This window comes from Sedimenticola thiotaurini (genome assembly GCF_001007875.1).
In the GTDB taxonomy this organism is placed as follows: Bacteria; Pseudomonadota; Gammaproteobacteria; order Chromatiales; family Chromatiaceae; genus Sedimenticola; species Sedimenticola thiotaurini.
Genome location: NZ_CP011412.1, coordinates 2,245,405 through 2,261,093 on the forward strand (window position 1 = coordinate 2,245,405; position 15,689 = coordinate 2,261,093).

Sequence of the window (15,689 nt, forward strand, 5' to 3'; positions counted from 1 at the left end):
AAATGATACTGCATTCCGATTTTGAAACCATGCCCAGGGAAGAGCTGGAAGCACTCCAGCTGAAGCGCCTGAAAGCGACGGTGGAGCGCTGTTATCACACGGTTAAATTTTATCGGAATGCGATGGATGAGCTGGGGGTAAAACCCGAACACATCAAGAAGTTGAGTGATGTCAGCCATCTCCCTTATACCAAGAAGGAACACCTGCGGGAGAACTATCCGTTTGGCCTGTTCGCCGTTCCTACAGAACAGGTGGTGCGGGTACACGCCTCCTCCGGCACCACGGGCAAACCTACCGTGGTGGGTTACACCAAACGGGATATCCGCACCTGGAGCCAACTGGTGGCGCGCTGCCTCTCCGCCGCCGGTCTGCATGCCGGGGACCGGCTGCACAACGCCTATGGCTACGGCCTGTTTACCGGTGGTCTGGGCCTGCACTTCGGCGGTGAAGAGCTGGGCGTCATGGTCACTCCGATGTCAGGCGGCCAGACCCAGAAGCAGCTCATGCTGCTGCAGGATTTTGCCCCCACCGCCATCAGCTGCACCCCCTCCTATGCCCTGAATCTGGCCGAGGCTGCCGAAGAGATGGGCGTCAATATCCGTAAACTGCCGCTCCGGGTCGGTATCCACGGCGCCGAGCCCTGGACCGAGGAGATGCGCTACGAACTGGAGTCCCGTCTCGGTATCGATTGCGTCGATATCTACGGCCTCTCCGAGGTGATGGGGCCGGGCGTCGGCAACGAGTGTATCGAGGCCAAGAATGGCCTGCACATCTGGGAGGATCACTTCCTGGTGGAGTGTGTTGACGTGGATACCGGCAAGCCGGTTCCCTACGGCGAGGAGGGTGAAATCGTCTTCACATCCCTGACCAAAGAGGCGTTCCCCATTATCCGATACCGCACCCGGGACATCTCGGTGCTGGACAAGGCGCCGTGCAAGTGTGGCCGTACCCACGTGCGCATGCAACGCATCACCGGTCGCAGCGACGACATGCTGATCATCCGCGGCGTCAATGTCTATCCGACCCAGGTTGAGGCGATACTGATGCAGAGTGAAATCCTGTCGCCCTTCTACCAGATCGAACTGTTCCGCGAAGGCAGTATGGACTCCATGGTGGTCAACGTGGAGGGCAGTCCCCCACTGATGGAGCAGCCCCAGGAAGCCCGGGACCGCACCGCCGCCAAGGTGGTGCGTGACATCAAGGACTTCATCGGTGTCTCCTGTAAAGTGGTGATCAAGGGCGTGGGCGAGCTGCCGCGCTCCGAGGGCAAAGCGGTTCGGGTGATCGATCACCGGAAAAAGTAACGCTATCCCACTTTATAGTAATATAGTGCGATTCCAGGGGGCTGGCCGATGTGGCAGCCCCTGTTGTTTCAAGTGTCAGAGGTGAATATTGTGAGTGCAGTCCCCCCATTGAGCGAATCGAACCGGCGCTTCATGTCGGGAAATGAGGCCATAGCGCGCGGGGCCTGGGAAGCCGGCTGTAATCTCGCCGCCGCCTACCCCGGCACCCCGTCGACCGAAATTCTGGAGTATGCAGCCCATTACCCGGAGATGTACACCGAATGGTCGGTGAACGAAAAGGTCTCCCTGGAAGTGGCCATCGGCGCCTCACTGGCGGGCAGCCGCGCCCTCTGCGCCATGAAGCATGTGGGACTGAATGTGGCCTCGGACGCCCTGATGAGCCAGACCCTGGCCGGCGTCGGGGCCGGACTGGTGATCGCGGTAGCCGATGACGTGGGCCTCTCCTCTTCGCAGAATGAGCAGGACTCCCGCTTCTGGGGCCGCTTTGCCCATGTGCCGGTACTGGAACCGGCCGATACCCAGGAAGCCTATGAATTCGTCCGGCGCGGATTTGAGCTGTCCGAACAGTTCAACACCCCGGTTATCCTCCGTCTGACCACCCGGATCTGTCATGTAAAAGGCGTGGTCAACCTGGGGCAACGGCAGGAGATAAGCCGCAACGAAGGGTTCGTCAAGGACCCGGCGCGCCTGATCATGACCCCCGGCGTGGCCAAAAAGCGCCTGCCCATGATGTTCGAACGGGACGAGGAAGTTCAGCGGCACAGTGAAGCCAGTGAACTGAACTTCATCCAGGCCGGCAGTGACCGGCGGGTCGGCTTTGTCACCTCGGGACCGACCTATATGCACGTCAGAGAAGCATTCCCGGATGCACCACTGATCAAACTCGGCCTCAGCTACCCGGTACCCTTCGACAGGATCCGGCAATTGGCGGATCAGGTGGACCAGCTGGTCGTGGTTGAAGAGGTGGAACCCCTGCTGGAGACCGAGCTGAAGGCGGCCGGTATTGAACTGCTGGGCAAGGAGATACTGCCGCGCATCGGGGAGCTCTCCCCCAATGTGCTGCGTCCGGCCATCGCCGGGCTGCTGGGCGAGGAAGTTGTGGAGGAGGCTCCGGTCAAACCACCGGTGGAGATCAAGCCACCGGCACCACGTATCGATCCGGCCACCGGTATCAACGTGTTCCCCCGCCCCCCCACCATGTGCGTGGCCTGTCCGCACCTGGGCATCTACTACTGCCTGTCGAAAATCCGCAACACCACCATCTCCGGTGATATCGGCTGCTACACCCTGGGTGCCGGGCACCCCTGGAACGCCCTCGACACCACCATCTGCATGGGCGCCTCCATGGGTATCGCCCACGGACTGGACAAGGGACGGGTCGAGGCGGACAAGGACAAGAAAGTGATCGCGGTGATCGGCGACTCCACCTTCATGCACATGGGCATGCAGGGACTTCTCGACATCACCTATAACAAGGGTAATGTCACCATCCTGCTGCTGGATAACCGGGCGGTGGGCATGACCGGTGGCCAGGACAATCCGGCCAGTGGCCGGGATATCCACGGCGAGGAGGCGATGCAGGTCGATTTCCGCAAGCTGTGCGAAGCCCTGGGGGTCAAGCCGGAACGGATCCACGAGGTGAACCCCTACGAACTGCCCACCCTGTTCACCGCACTGCGGCAGGAGGTGAAAGTTCCCGAGCCATCGGTCATCATCACCAATCAGCCCTGTGTGCTGGTGGACCATTACGGTGCCCAACCGGCTCTGACCGTGGACGATGACAAGTGTACCGGATGCGGAAACTGTCTGGACATCGGCTGCCCGGCGATCCTGGTAACCCGTCGCGAAACCGTGGTGAAACCCAACGGCAGCGAGAAGGAGCTGGCCTTCGTGAAGATCGACAGCGGCGCCTGCACCGGCTGCGATCTCTGTCCCAAGACCTGCGGCCCGGACGCCATCGTGCCACTGGCGAACTATGTCCGGCAGTGATACAGGGCCTTTAATGAATCCGTTTATCAGAACTGAGTACCTATTGTGAGCGAAAACAAAATCACCAATATCCTGGTGGCTGGCATCGGCGGTCAGGGTGTCATGACCGCTGCCGAAATCCTCTCCCAGACCGCCCTTGCCCAGGGCTTTGATGTTAAAAAGACCGAAGTGGCGGGCATGGCACAGCGGGGTGGCGTGGTGACTTCCCATGTGCGCTTCGGCAGCCAGGTGCTGTCCCCCGCCATCCCCCCTGGCGAGGCCGATATCCTGGTGGGGTTTGAGCCGGCCGAGGCACTGCGCTGGTGCAGCCATCTGCGTCCCGAAGGGGTGATCATGATCAACACCACGCGCCAGGAACCGCCGGTGGTGAGCCTCGGGCTGTACGACTACCCTGAGGATCCGGTAGGGGAAATCACCAACACCGGTATCGAGTGCCACGCCTTTGATGCCGGTGCCATCGCCCGCGAGCTGGGTAACTTCAAACTGGTCAACACGGTCATGCTGGGCGCCATCTCCGAACTGCTGCCGTTCTCTGCGGAAGTGCTGAAGGCGGAAATCCTGGACCGTTTCCGGGGCCGCAAGCCAACTCTGGTGGATATCAACGAGAAGGCCTTCGAACTGGGTCGTCAGGCTGCTGCGGACAACTAGTCCACGGGGCATCGGCAGTCCCAGCATAAGTTCAACCTGACACAACCCTGGACAGGGCATCCCGCTCCCCGGTAACCCGCCTTACCGGCCGGAGCGGTGGCCCGATTCCACCTCCGCACTCCCCAAGGTGAGCAATTTCCGCTATGCTGCCCGCTGTACTGATCCGGCCGGTCCCGTACCAGCCGCTCCACCCGAATCCCGAGTCACACAGATGAATCACTGGCACCCCGAATCCTGGCAGGATAAACCCGCCAAACAGCAGGCCCACTACCCTTCACTGGAGGCCCTCAACGAGACCCTGGCGCAACTGGCCCAGTTGCCGCCGCTGGTCACCTCCTGGGAGATCGAGGCACTGAAGGAGAAGTTGGCGGCGGCGGCCCGGGGCGAAGCGTTCCTGTTGCAGGGCGGCGACTGTGCGGAGAACTTCAGCGACTGCAATTCACAGATCGTCACCAACAAACTGAAGATCCTGTTGCAGATGAGCCTGCTGCTGATCCATGGCCTGAGCAAGCCGGTCATCCGGGTCGGCCGGATCGCCGGGCAGTTCGCCAAGCCGCGCTCTGCCGATACCGAGACCATCAACGGGGTGACCCTGCCCAGCTATCGGGGCGATCTGGTCAATGGACCGGAGTTCACCCCGGAAGCCCGCACCCCCGATCCGGTACGACTGCTGCGTGGCTATGGCCGGGCCGCCATGACCCTGAACTTCATCCGGGCCCTGTCCGACTGCGGCTTTGCCGATCTGCACCATCCGGAGAACTGGGATCTGGACTTCATGAGCCACTCTCCCCTGGCCAAGGAGTACCGCCAGGTGGTTGAAGAGCTGTCCCACTCGCTCAAGTTCATGGAGACCCTGGGCAGCGCCAGGAACAGTGACCTGAACCGGGTACAGTTCTTCACCAGCCACGAAGGGCTGCATCTGCATTACGAACAGTCCCTGACCCGCCAGGTACCCAATCGCAGCGGTTATTACAACCTCTCCACCCACCTGCCCTGGATCGGCTTCCGCACGGCGGCCACCACCGATGCCCACATCGAATATTTCAGCGGCATTCAGAACCCGGTCGGAGTGAAGGTCGGACCGGGCATGTCCAGCCAGTGGATTCAGGAGCTGGTGGAGCGGCTCAATCCACACAGTGAAGAGGGCAAGTTGCTGTTCATTCACCGCTTTGGCGTGAACAACATCGCCGAAGGTCTGCCGCCGCTTATCCAGGCGGTAAAACGTACCGGGCGACCGGTGCTCTGGGTCAGCGACCCGATGCACGGCAATACCGAGTCGACCCAAAACGGCTACAAAACCCGCCATTTCGACAACATTCTCTCCGAGCTGGAGCAGGCGATCGAAATCCACCGTAGTGAAGGTACGATTCTGGGCGGAGTCCACTTCGAACTGACCGGTGATGATGTGACCGAGTGCATCGGTGGTGCCCGGGGGCTGGATGAGGCCGGCCTGAAACGGGCCTATAAGACCCAGGTCGACCCGCGTCTCAATTACGAACAGGCGTTGGAGATGGCGCTGGCGATAACCCACAAGATGGGGCGTCGCTAGGGGCTGCCCCCTTATGGGGCATAAACCGCTCCCTCTCCAAACCCACTTTCGGCTATCTCCGGATAAAAAAACAGGCCGCGTTGAGAATTCTCAATGCGGCCTGTTCAGCTTCTGTGATCAAATGCGTCCCATGGTCAGGGTGGTGGACCGAAGGCAGTATCGAAGTAGCGTGACCACTCTGATCAACTCCTCCTTTTGGATTAGGGCCGCAACCTCCTTGCGGCCTTTTTTTTATCCCGAAAACCGCGGCCGGTCCCACCCCGGTGAGCGTGCCGCTCCAGCTCAGTCGGCCTGGGGCCTGATCCGGGCCGGCAATACATCCTTCAGTTTCTCGGCCATACTGCGCAGTAGCTTTTCATTGGTCTCCCAGTCGATACAGGCATCGGTCACCGAGACACCGTACTTCAGTTGACTGAGATCGTCGGGGATCGGCTGGTTGCCGAACTCCAGGTTACTCTCCAGCATCATGCCGGTGATCGAGCGGTTGCCCTCCAGCACCTGGTTCACCACGTTCTCCGCCACCAGCGGTTGCAGCTCCGGTTTTTTACTGGAGTTGCCGTGGCTGCAATCGATCATGATGTTGAGCGGCAGGCCGGCCTTTTTCAGCGCCTCTTCGCAGAGCGCCACATTGACCGAATCGTAATTGGGACCGCTGTTGCCGCCGCGCAGAATCACGTGTCCGCAGACGTTGCCCTTGGTCTTGATGACCGTCACTTCGCCCTTCTGGTTAATGCCCAGAAAACTGTGTGGATGGGCCACCGACTCCAGGGCATTGATCGCCACCGCCAGGCCACCATCGGTGCCATTCTTGAAGCCCACCGGCATGGAGAGCCCGGAGGCCATCTCCCGATGGGTCTGGGATTCGGTGGTGCGTGCACCGATCGCCGCCCAGGAGAAGAGATCACCCAGGTACTGGGGATTGAACGGATCCAGCGCCTCGGTGGCCACCGGCAGGCCCAGTTCGGCCAGCCAGACCAGCAGCTCCCGCGCCTTGTGCAGCCCCTCTTCGATACGGAAACTGTCATCCATGTACGGATCGTTGATCAGCCCTTTCCAGCCAACCGTCGTGCGGGGCTTCTCGAAATAGATACGCATGACGATGTAGAGCGTATCGGCCAACTCGTCATGCAGTTTTTTCAGGCGCAGGGCATACTCCTTGGCAGCCTCCACATCGTGAATGGAGCAGGGACCGGTAACCACCAGCAGGCGATGATCCTGGTGGTCAAATATCCGCTTGATGGTCTGCCTGCCCTCGGTGACGTTGCGCTCACCCTCTGGCGACAGGGGCAGACGACGCTTCAGTTCGATGGGTGAGATCAGCACCTGCTCGGAAAGCAGGTTGGTATTGGTCAGGCTGTCTTTGAACATGTCGGGGCTCGGTTGTACAAACAAAAGGGGTTGGAAGAATAGGAAATTTGCCCGCCTTTTGCCACCTCTGCCGAACAGAATCTGCTGCGCATGCAACAAAAAGCATTGAAACAGCGCCATAGTATCAGAATTAAAGCGGTTCGGGCGGCTACCCGCACTGCCCGGGTGGGATCAGCGGCCGGAGGTGGATGACAGCAGAGATCCCTCTCCGGTGTTATCCAGCGCCTTAGCGCTCCATCACATCCACTACCCGACCACCGGTAATCTGCTTGAGCTGTTCGAACGTCAGCGGCACGCCCGATGCGTCATTGCCCGCCGCCGGGTAGACCAGCGGATATTCGGCCAGTCCCTGGTCCAGCAGTATCTCCGCCCCCTCCACGCCGAACGGGCAGACACCGCCGGGCCGGAAACCGGTTACCGCCTCGGTCTCCTCCACCCGGGCCATGCGCACCTTGGTGCCGGTTTCGGTTTTCATCTTTTTGCTGCAGACCCGCAGGTCGCCCGGGCAGACGGCCAGGTAGTAGTTGCCGTTTTTGCCCTTGAACAGCATCGACTTGGCGATCTGTCCCACCGCCACGCCGATCCGTTCCGCCGCCCGTTCCGAGGTGGGCGTGCTGCCCGGTTCAAACTCCAGCGCCGTCAACCCATGTTGGTCCAAAATAGTACTGACTCTGTCCGGTATCATGGCTGATTCATCTGCTCCTGTTGCTGTTCTACAAATACCATCAACTCCGGGAAGAAATACCGGAACTCCTGTGCCAGTTCGGCGTAATGCCGACGCACCTCTACCATCGCCCCACCCAGCTGATTCGGCCTGCGTAGCCGGCCGGACATACGCTGGTAGACCCGTTCGATCATGGCCAGCTCCCGGTAGGAGCCGAACCAATCCTCCTGTTGCATGCGCGGCACCAGGGCGGCCAGCTGTTCCGGCAGTTCATCCCGGCGCGCCAGCAGCAGTCGATAGATATCCCGGATGAAAGCGTGTCGATCCAGGTCGCTGAACTCGTACCAGTAGCGGCTGAGAAAATGGTCGTACAGTATATCAAGGATGATGCCGCTGTAGCGCCGATAGGGCGCCGCGATACGTTGTCTGCTGCGTACCACTGCGGGGTGATTATCGGTGAAGCTGTCCACCTGGCGATGCAGGGCGATCCCCCGCATCACGCCCGGGGTGTAAATCCGGGAGAGGGTCTGCAGACGCCCCCGGGTAAAGTCGGCAATCAGACTGCCGAGCTGCTCATCCGGATCGGCCGACGAGAGAAACAGGTGTGCCAGGTAGTTCAAGACGGCAAACCGGCGCTCAACAGCACGACACAGCCAGCGCATATTCCACCACGCTGGCCATCCCCACAAGCCGATCAGAATTTACCGGAACCATCATCGCTTTACTTTAGCAACAGTTTGAGCGATCATTCAATTAACATATTTGAACGATCGTTCAATTTATCACATTCCCACCAGGAGAAGACCATGGGACTACAGCAGCAGCTCGAAGAACAGAAAAAAAGCACCGTTAACAAAGCCTCCCCCGAGACCATCCAGACCATGCTGCAGGCCACTGCCGAGCTGAAGGCGTCAGGGATTGAGAACCGCGCCCTCGCCGCCGGTGACCGGGCACCGGCCTTCAGGCTGCCCAATGCCAACGGGGAGACCATTCGCCTGACCGACCTGCTGGATCGCGGCCCTGTGGTGCTGAACTTCTATCGGGGTGGCTGGTGCCCTTACTGCAACTTGGAACTGGCCGCCCTGCAAGCGGAATTGCCCAACATTCAGGCCCTGGGAGCTTCACTGATAGCCATCACCCCGGAGCAACCGGACAGGGCGACCGAGACCAGCACACGACACCAGCTTGAGTTCGAGGTGTTAAGCGACCGGGGCAACCGTGTAGCAAGACAGTTCGGCCTGGTGTTCACCCTGCCGGAATCGATTCGCGCCATCTATGCCAGCTTCGGTACCGATCTGCCAGCCTACAACGGGGACGACCGTTTTGAGCTGCCCCTGCCAGCCACCTATGTAATCCGGCCGGACGGCACCATCAGCTACGGGTTTGTGGATGCCGATTACACCCGGCGCATGGAACCGGCAGACATTATCCAGGCACTGGGCGATCTTTAATAAGCGACGGCACCGGCTTGGGCTGCTAACCGGGTCGGCCGCAGTTGCCATGCGCTGCTGCCGATAGTCGATCAGCCAACCGGCCCACCGATGACCACCCGGTTCCGCCCTTCCCGCTTCGCCCGATAGAGGGCGGCATCGGCCGCCTCCAGCAACTGCGACGCCGTTTTGAATTGGGGATAACAGGCGATTCCGACGCTGACCTGGACCCTAAAAGTCTCCCCGTTTGCCGTATGCCGCAGTGTACTGAAGGCGATTCTCAGCTCATCGAGCACGACCAACGCCTGCGCCGATTCGGTGGCCGGCAGTATCACCAGAAACTCCTCTCCACCATAGCGACCGATGGCGTCACTACCCCGCAACCGCTGCTGTATCATTCGGGAACAGGCGGCCAACACCCGATCACCGACCGGATGTCCATACTGGTCATTCACCTGTTTAAAGTGGTCCAGATCGATCATGGCGATGCTCAAGGCCTCTTTCTGCCGTTGGGCAATGGCTACGGCATGCTGAAGACGCTCCATGATCACCGCGTGATTCAGCAAGCCGGTAAGCCCATCCCGCAGCATCACCCAATTGAGCATGCGGGCCCGCCAGGCCCGCAGATTGACCGCGGCAATCAGCTCTTTGGCGATGATCGGCTTGGTGATGAAATCATCGGCCCCCACCTGCAGCGCAGCCAGTTGCCGGTCGCGTCGATGCTCGGCGGAGAGGAAAATAATCGGCACATTGACATACTGGGTCATCTGCCGAACCAGTTGCGCCAGCTCGATCCCGCTGCACTGGGGCATGTAGATATCCAGCAGCAGCAACTCGGGAGAGAATGCGGTCAACTGCTCGATGATGGTGGCGGGATCATTGACCACACAGGTAATCATGCCCGCCCGCTCCAGTACCAACGCCGCATATTCAGCCTGGCTTCGGTCATCGTCCACAATCAACACCCGGAACGGCATACCCCACGCCTGGGGCAACAGCGTATCGACAAAATTCAGCAGGGTCACCCCATCCACCGGCTCGACAAAAAAACCGTCCATGCCGGATCGCACCGCCTTCAGCCGGGTGGAAAAGTCCCCTGTCCGGCTGATCGCTATCATGGGCGGATGGGAGTGGTCGTGCAGAAAACCCATGGTGTCACACTGGGCTATATCCACCAGGACAAAAAGCGGGCTGTTTTCCAGTATGGCCGCCTGCAGGAGATCACACTGATCGAAGCGTTCAATCTCGATACCCATCCCCTGCAGATTGTTACTCAGGGCAGCATACTGCTCCGGCTTTGTTGAGTAGAGATAACCGAGACGACTGGGTGACACCTCGGTCAGCAGCCGGTTCTCGGCAACCGGTTGCGCGGAGTTGTGGTTGCCTGCCGGGTAACGGCAGAGCTCCTGTAACTGATGCAGATACAGTTCCAGCTGTTGATTCTCAGCCAGTGCCGCCAACGGCTGCTGTTCCTTCAAGGCAGTGCGCAACAGATCGGCAACCAGGCGGGCGGCGTCGGTAATATTGCTGAATCCAAACGTGCCACCACCACCGGCCAGATTGTGCGCCAGGCGGTACAGATCCTGCCAGCGCTCCCGGTTGTCCGGCTGCTGCTGCAGGCCTAGCCATTGCCGCTCTACTTCATCCGCCCGCGTTGGCAACTGGGCGATAAACGCATGGGTGACAGCTTCCAGTTGTTCTATTATGCTCCCTTTATCGCCCATCCCTGCCCCCTATCGATGTGCCGCCAGCAACGCCTCGACCTGCTGTTCGAAGTCATCCCCTACCGGTTTGCTGATGTAGTTGTCACAACCCGATTCAATGGCCGCGTCGCTCTCCTGGCTCATGACTGATGCGGTAACCGCCACGATCAGCCCCACATAACCCGCCTCCCGCAATTTGCGGGTCGCCACATGCCCATCCATCACCGGCATATGCATATCCATCAGGATAAGATCGAACGGCGATGCCTGCGCCATCTCCAACGCCTCCTGGCCATTTTCAGCCGGCGTGACGGTATGGTCCCGCAGGCTCAGGCGCAGGGTCAGCATGCGACTGATCAGGGGATCGTCTTCCACTAACAAGATGTTTGCCACTAGCTATCACCTCCCTTGGTTGGCATGGTAAATCGGAAACAGCTCCCCTGGCCCACCTGGCTGGTGACCTCGATGCTGCCACCATGCAGCGCTACCAGCCGCTGGGTGATGGCCAGACCAAGCCCGGTGCCCCCCAGTTTTCGGGTACTGGAGCTGTCAACCTGCCTGAACTTGTCGAAAATAAACGGCAGGTCTGCCTCCGGTATGCCACTGCCGGTGTCGGTGACACTGATCTCCACCCCGTCAGAACAGTGTCGGGTCTCCACCCGGACACTCCCCTGGGCAGTGAATTTGATGGCGTTACCGATCAGGTTAAGCAGAATCTGCTGCAACCGCAGGGGGTCGGCAAACAACTCCTCACTGCCCGATTGATCAACCAGCGCTATCCCTTTTTTGTCCGCCAGCCCCTGCATTTTGTTACACACCGACGCCACAACTTTACCCACCATGATCGACTCCCTGTGCAGGTTCATGCTGCCGGCCTCGATCTTGGAGATATCCAGCAGATCGTTGATCAATCGCAACAGGTGTTGTCCCGACAGGTCGATATCCCGTGCGATCTCCGCAATCATCGCGGGTGATGGCAGGGACTGCGCATTTTTCAGCAATGGCAGATAACCCAGTATCACGGTCAGCGGCGTGCGCAGTTCATGGCTCATCATATTGAGAAAATCGGACTTCTGGCGATTGGCGTGCTCCGCATTGTTCTTGGCGTTGATCAGTGCCACTTCGGCCGCTTTCTGCAGGGTGATATCCAGCACCGTCCCTATATACAGCGGATTGTCATCCACCTTCGCTTCACCGATCGACAACAACATCGGGAATACGCTGCCATCCTTGCGGCGACCGCTCACCTCACGGCCGGCACCGATAATGCGGGCTTCTCCGGTGCGCTGATAACGACGCAGATAGCCATCATGTGCTGAGTGATACGGTTCCGGCATCAGCATCTTGACGTTCTGCCCCACCACCTCCGCCTGTTTGTATCCGAAGGTTCGCTCGGCGGCCGGATTAAACCGCTGCACCACGCCCGCTTTGTCAATGGTGATCACCGCGGTGATGGCGGTATCCAGAATCGTATTGGTGGTGCGCTCACTCCGTTCCAGTTCCCGGGTGCGCTGCTCAACCAGGTAGCGCACCCGCTGGCCCCGCAGCAACAGGATGCGCACATACTGGGTCAGGAGCAGGCTCAACAGCAGGCCCGCAACCAGAATCACCCAGGATGTTGACCTATCCACTGCCCCCATGAATATTCCCGACGGGCTCATATCAACTTTCCAGGTGCGCCCGGCAAAGGAGAACGCTCTGGAAAAGAGGGCGGACCGACCCGCGGTTTTGTCGTCGCCACTTGAATACAGCCGTTGCGGCTTTGCCGTCTCGGTCACATCCCATATCGTCAGGTTGAACTCCGTCTTCTCGATGTGGGACTGGGAGATAACGGCCTTCAGCACCCGATCCATGCGGTAGACCCCCAGCAGGTATCCCTGGAGCAGGTACTGCTCATCGTGGCTATAAAGAGGTACAGCAACCAGGAAACCCAGGTCGCCCTGCAACAGCTGGATACCGGCCGATACCCTGACATCATTGGCCTGTTCGGCAAGCATCAGCACATTCTGACGGGAATGGAGCGATGCGACATCGAAACCGATCACGATCTCGTTACCCACCAGGGGTTCCACGTAATAGACAGGGAAGTAGACATCCCGCAATTCGGCCGCCACCATGGTGCCGGCCCGGGAGCCCTGGGTGATGACATAGTTTTCCAATCCTTCGCGACGCGCGTCGGCTTCATGCCTGGCCCGCTGATCAGCGGTAATACGCGGCACCCACTCCAGGGCCTGTATAGTATCCAAACGCCTGAGCTTCGGTTGGGTAAAGATCCGGAACTCTTCCCGGGTCACGAATTCGGAGGACTGAAATAGCTCCCTCAACCCCAGCAAGGCCTCGATATTGATGGCCAGTTCCTTGTTCAGGGTGGCGAACAGGATATCCCCATGATCCCGAAACTGCTGCTGTTGCGACTCCACCTCCCACTGCCTGACAAACTGAAACGCACCCAGGGTCAGCGTGATGCCCAGGAACAGGATCAACCAGTGGATCCAGACCCGCTGATCCTGCATAACCACACTTCGCCGCTCTGTATCTCTATTCGACAAAAGGGGTAAATCCTGTCTGAACCAGCGCCCCTACCTGATCACCCGGTACAGGCCGGCTATAGTAGTAACCCTGGATCAACCGGCAGCCCAGGCGGCGTAAATAGTCGACCTGGGCTTCCTCTTCCACCCCCTCGGCAATGGTTTCGAGTCGAAGACCGGCGCCCAGTCTGATAATGGCCTCCAACAACACCCTTCCCTGCTCGCTGGTTTGACTTTCGAGAATAAAGGAGCGATCGATCTTCAGGGTATCAAACGGATATCGCTGCAGACTGGAAAGTGCTGAATAACCGGTTCCGAAATCATCCAGCGACAGCTGGATCCCCATTGACTTCAGCTCCCGCAACTTGCGAATCGCCCCCTCACCCTGATCCATGGCGACACTCTCTGTCACTTCCAGCATAAGATGTTCGGTCTGCATGCCGGTCTCATCGAGAACAGATTTCACCACGTCGATAAAATCCGGATCCCTGAACTGGCGAGCAGATACATTCACCGCCACATGGTCCGGTGCCGGACCGGCTTCCACCCAGTTCAGATAGGTCTTGCAAGCCTCCCGCAACACCCATTTTCCAATCGCCACGATCTGCCCCGTGTCTTCCGCAATGGGAATAAACCGGGTCGGTGGTACCTGACCCAGGTCGCCGTTTTTCCAGCGGATCAGTGCTTCGCAACCGGTCACCTTGCCGCTTTCAATCTCGATCTGCGGCTGATAGCAGAGCTGAAACTCCTGTCGTTCAATGGCGCTGCGCAACGCCTGCTCGATACGGCGCGCCGCCAGGGCGCTGTCATACATCGCTCGATCAAAAAAGCGGTAGCTGTTCTTACCAGCACGCTTGGCATAGTGCAGGGCGTTGTCGACGCACTTCAGCAAGCCATAGAACTCCTTGCCATCCACCGGGTAGACACTGATGCCGATACTGACTGTCAGTTGCACCGACTTGCCATCGGCAGAGAAGGGAATCGACAAAACCTCCAGCAGGCTATCGGCCAGATCAGCCAGCCTGGCATCGCCCTTATCCTCTTCCAGGATCAGGGCAAAGGTGTCGCCGCTGAAGCGCATCAGCAGCCCGTTATCCTGAACAATATTGGCGATTCTTCCGGCAAAGTCTGTCAGCAACCGGTCGCCGAAAGGGTGTCCGAATACTTCATTGACTGAATTGAAATTGTCGATATCGACCAACATGAAGGCAACGCTCTTGCCGTTTTTTTTGCCGCTATCAATGGCCCGCTTGGCTTGTTCCTCAAACATGTTCCGGTTCGGCAGGCCGGTCAGTTCATCGTTTTGTCTGAGGTAAACCAGGCGTTCCTGCAGATGTTTACTGGCGCTGATATCTGTAAATATACCCACGTAGTGGGTGATGCAGCCGCGCTCATCGAGCACGGCGGAGAGGTTCAGCAATTCGGGAAACAGCTCACCATTTTTCCGGCGATTCCATATTTCGCCGGTCCAGCTGCCGGTCTCTTCCAACTCGGCCCGCAGTTCCTGATAAAAAGCGTCATCATGATACCCACAGGAGAGGGCCACCGGCTGCTGGCCCGCCACATCGTCGAGTGTAAAACCGGTAATCCGCTGGTAGGCGTCATTGACGCGCAGAATACGCATATCCGGATCGGTGATCAGTATCCCCTCCGAGCCGGTCTTGAACACCTGGGCCAGCAGATTCAGCTCCGCCTGCAGATGGGCTCTTGAAGAGATGTCCTGGAGCAGCAGAACCGCACCACCCGGGTCATCTGCCTCGTCCTGGATTTCGCTGATTTTCAGACTTACCGGCAGTTCGGGCAGGCCCGGTCGGCGCAAAACCAGCCCCCGATCCACACTCACCGGGTCCGGCCGGTCGAGAACGGCGGTCAACAACCCATCCAGCACATTGACCTCTCCACCATCACGCACCAGGTTGAGCAACCCGCTAATGGGCTGATCTATGGTTTCCGCCTGGGAGCAGCCCAGCAACTGCTCCGCAGCCGGATTGCACATCACCACCACACCTGCCCGGTCAACCCGAAACACCGGATCACTCATACCGGAGAGTGTGGCGGCCACCTGGGCCGTCTGGCGGACCTTCTTCTCGATTTGGGATTTATACAGCGCGATCGACACCACCGCCTGCAGTTCACTACCGGTAAACGGTTTCAGAATATAACCATAGGGCTCGGTGATACTGGCCCGCCGGATGAACTCCGCATCGTCATAGGCGGTCAGGAAAACGATAGGAATTCGATATTGGCGGGAGATGCACTCGGCGGTCTCTATGCCGTCCACATCCCCTTCCAGCAGGATATCCATCAGAATCAGGTCGGGGCGGGCTTCGCCGGCGACCGCAATGGCCTCCTCGGATGACACCACCACCGCAATCACCTCGTAGCCGAAGTGCTGCAGTTTGAGGCTTATGTCCTGCCCCATCAGCGGGTCATCTTCAACGATCAGAATACGTCCCACGTACGCTCCCCGGGTTATCCATATTGTCGTCTATTCCTTTATCACTCA

12 protein-coding genes are annotated in these 15,689 nt (G+C 59.1%); 5 read left to right on the forward strand and 7 right to left on the reverse strand.

The genetic code is table 11. The features are described 5' to 3' along the window. The first annotated feature begins 2 nt into the window (after nucleotides 1-2). From AAY24_RS10265 to AAY24_RS10280, 4 genes are all read left to right on the forward strand, one after another. Nucleotides 3-1,304: a phenylacetate--CoA ligase family protein gene (locus tag AAY24_RS10265; RefSeq protein ID WP_046859609.1), complete on the forward strand. Its 1,302-nt coding sequence runs from the start codon at nucleotides 3-5 to the stop codon at nucleotides 1,302-1,304. A gap of 90 nt (nucleotides 1,305-1,394) precedes the next feature. After that, nucleotides 1,395-3,293: a thiamine pyrophosphate-dependent enzyme gene (locus tag AAY24_RS10270; RefSeq protein WP_046861198.1), complete on the forward strand. Its 1,899-nt coding sequence runs from the start codon at nucleotides 1,395-1,397 to the stop codon at nucleotides 3,291-3,293. Nucleotides 3,294-3,338: 45 nt separating this feature from the next. Continuing rightward, on the forward strand, nucleotides 3,339-3,941 hold the full coding sequence (locus tag AAY24_RS10275; protein ID WP_199930340.1) for an indolepyruvate oxidoreductase subunit beta: 603 nt from the start codon (nucleotides 3,339-3,341) through the stop codon (nucleotides 3,939-3,941). Nucleotides 3,942-4,152: 211 nt separating this feature from the next. Then, nucleotides 4,153-5,490 carry a class II 3-deoxy-7-phosphoheptulonate synthase gene (locus AAY24_RS10280; RefSeq protein WP_046859610.1) on the forward strand — a complete coding sequence of 446 codons (1,338 nt, stop codon included), beginning with the start codon at nucleotides 4,153-4,155 and terminating at the stop codon, nucleotides 5,488-5,490. Nucleotides 5,491-5,772: 282 nt separating this feature from the next. Here AAY24_RS10280 and AAY24_RS10285 read toward each other — a convergent pair whose 3' ends face one another. The 3 genes from AAY24_RS10285 to AAY24_RS10295 form a co-directional block, all read right to left on the reverse strand. Beyond that, entirely contained in the window at nucleotides 5,773-6,858 is a 1,086-nt protein-coding gene (locus AAY24_RS10285; protein WP_046859611.1) for a 3-deoxy-7-phosphoheptulonate synthase, read from the reverse strand. 226 nt (nucleotides 6,859-7,084) lie between these two features. Continuing rightward, nucleotides 7,085-7,543: a YbaK/EbsC family protein gene (locus AAY24_RS10290; protein WP_046859612.1), complete on the reverse strand. Its 459-nt coding sequence runs from the start codon at nucleotides 7,541-7,543 to the stop codon at nucleotides 7,085-7,087. Next, complete coding sequence (locus tag AAY24_RS10295) at nucleotides 7,540-8,184, reverse strand: acyl carrier protein phosphodiesterase (RefSeq protein ID WP_052761175.1); 645 nt, start codon at nucleotides 8,182-8,184, stop codon at nucleotides 7,540-7,542. Before AAY24_RS10295 ends, AAY24_RS10290 begins: the two co-directional genes overlap by 4 nt. Before the next feature lie 144 nt (nucleotides 8,185-8,328). Between AAY24_RS10295 and AAY24_RS10300 the strand changes: the two genes are divergently transcribed. After that, complete coding sequence (locus tag AAY24_RS10300; RefSeq protein ID WP_046859613.1) at nucleotides 8,329-8,973, forward strand: peroxiredoxin-like family protein; 645 nt, start codon at nucleotides 8,329-8,331, stop codon at nucleotides 8,971-8,973. A 71-nt stretch (nucleotides 8,974-9,044) separates the two neighbouring features. Here the strand turns inward: AAY24_RS10300 and AAY24_RS10305 are convergent, their stop codons facing one another. From AAY24_RS10305 to AAY24_RS10320, 4 genes are read right to left on the reverse strand one after another with little or no spacing between them, the layout of a single operon-like run. Further along, on the reverse strand, nucleotides 9,045-10,676 hold the full coding sequence (locus AAY24_RS10305) for a response regulator (protein WP_046859614.1): 1,632 nt from the start codon (nucleotides 10,674-10,676) through the stop codon (nucleotides 9,045-9,047). A gap of 9 nt (nucleotides 10,677-10,685) precedes the next feature. Beyond that, nucleotides 10,686-11,048, reverse strand: a complete 363-nt coding sequence (locus AAY24_RS10310) for a response regulator (protein ID WP_052761176.1) — start codon at nucleotides 11,046-11,048, stop codon at nucleotides 10,686-10,688. Further along, nucleotides 11,048-13,204 (reverse strand): CHASE domain-containing protein, encoded by a 2,157-nt coding sequence (locus AAY24_RS18520; protein ID WP_199930341.1) that lies wholly within the window; start codon nucleotides 13,202-13,204, stop codon nucleotides 11,048-11,050. Before AAY24_RS18520 ends, AAY24_RS10310 begins: the two co-directional genes overlap by 1 nt. Next, nucleotides 13,194-15,641, reverse strand: coding sequence for a two-component system response regulator (locus AAY24_RS10320; protein ID WP_052761178.1), 2,448 nt, complete (start codon nucleotides 15,639-15,641; stop codon nucleotides 13,194-13,196). Before AAY24_RS10320 ends, AAY24_RS18520 begins: the two co-directional genes overlap by 11 nt. Nucleotides 15,642-15,689: the final 48 nt, after the last annotated feature.

Bases quoted from the DNA above. Each gene is read 5' to 3' on its own strand.
- AAY24_RS10265 (WP_046859609.1), top strand. From the start codon at position 3: ATGATACTGCATTCCGATTTTGAAACCATGCCCAGGGAAGAGCTGGAA.
- AAY24_RS10280 (WP_046859610.1), top strand. From the start codon at position 4,153: ATGAATCACTGGCACCCCGAATCCTGGCAGGATAAACCCGCCAAACAG.
- AAY24_RS10285 (WP_046859611.1), bottom strand. From the start codon at position 6,858: ATGTTCAAAGACAGCCTGACCAATACCAACCTGCTTTCCGAGCAGGTG.
- AAY24_RS10290 (WP_046859612.1), bottom strand. From the start codon at position 7,543: ATGATACCGGACAGAGTCAGTACTATTTTGGACCAACATGGGTTGACG.
- AAY24_RS10295 (WP_052761175.1), bottom strand. From the start codon at position 8,184: ATGCGCTGGCTGTGTCGTGCTGTTGAGCGCCGGTTTGCCGTCTTGAAC.
- AAY24_RS10300 (WP_046859613.1), top strand. From the start codon at position 8,329: ATGGGACTACAGCAGCAGCTCGAAGAACAGAAAAAAAGCACCGTTAAC.
- AAY24_RS10305 (WP_046859614.1), bottom strand. From the start codon at position 10,676: ATGGGCGATAAAGGGAGCATAATAGAACAACTGGAAGCTGTCACCCAT.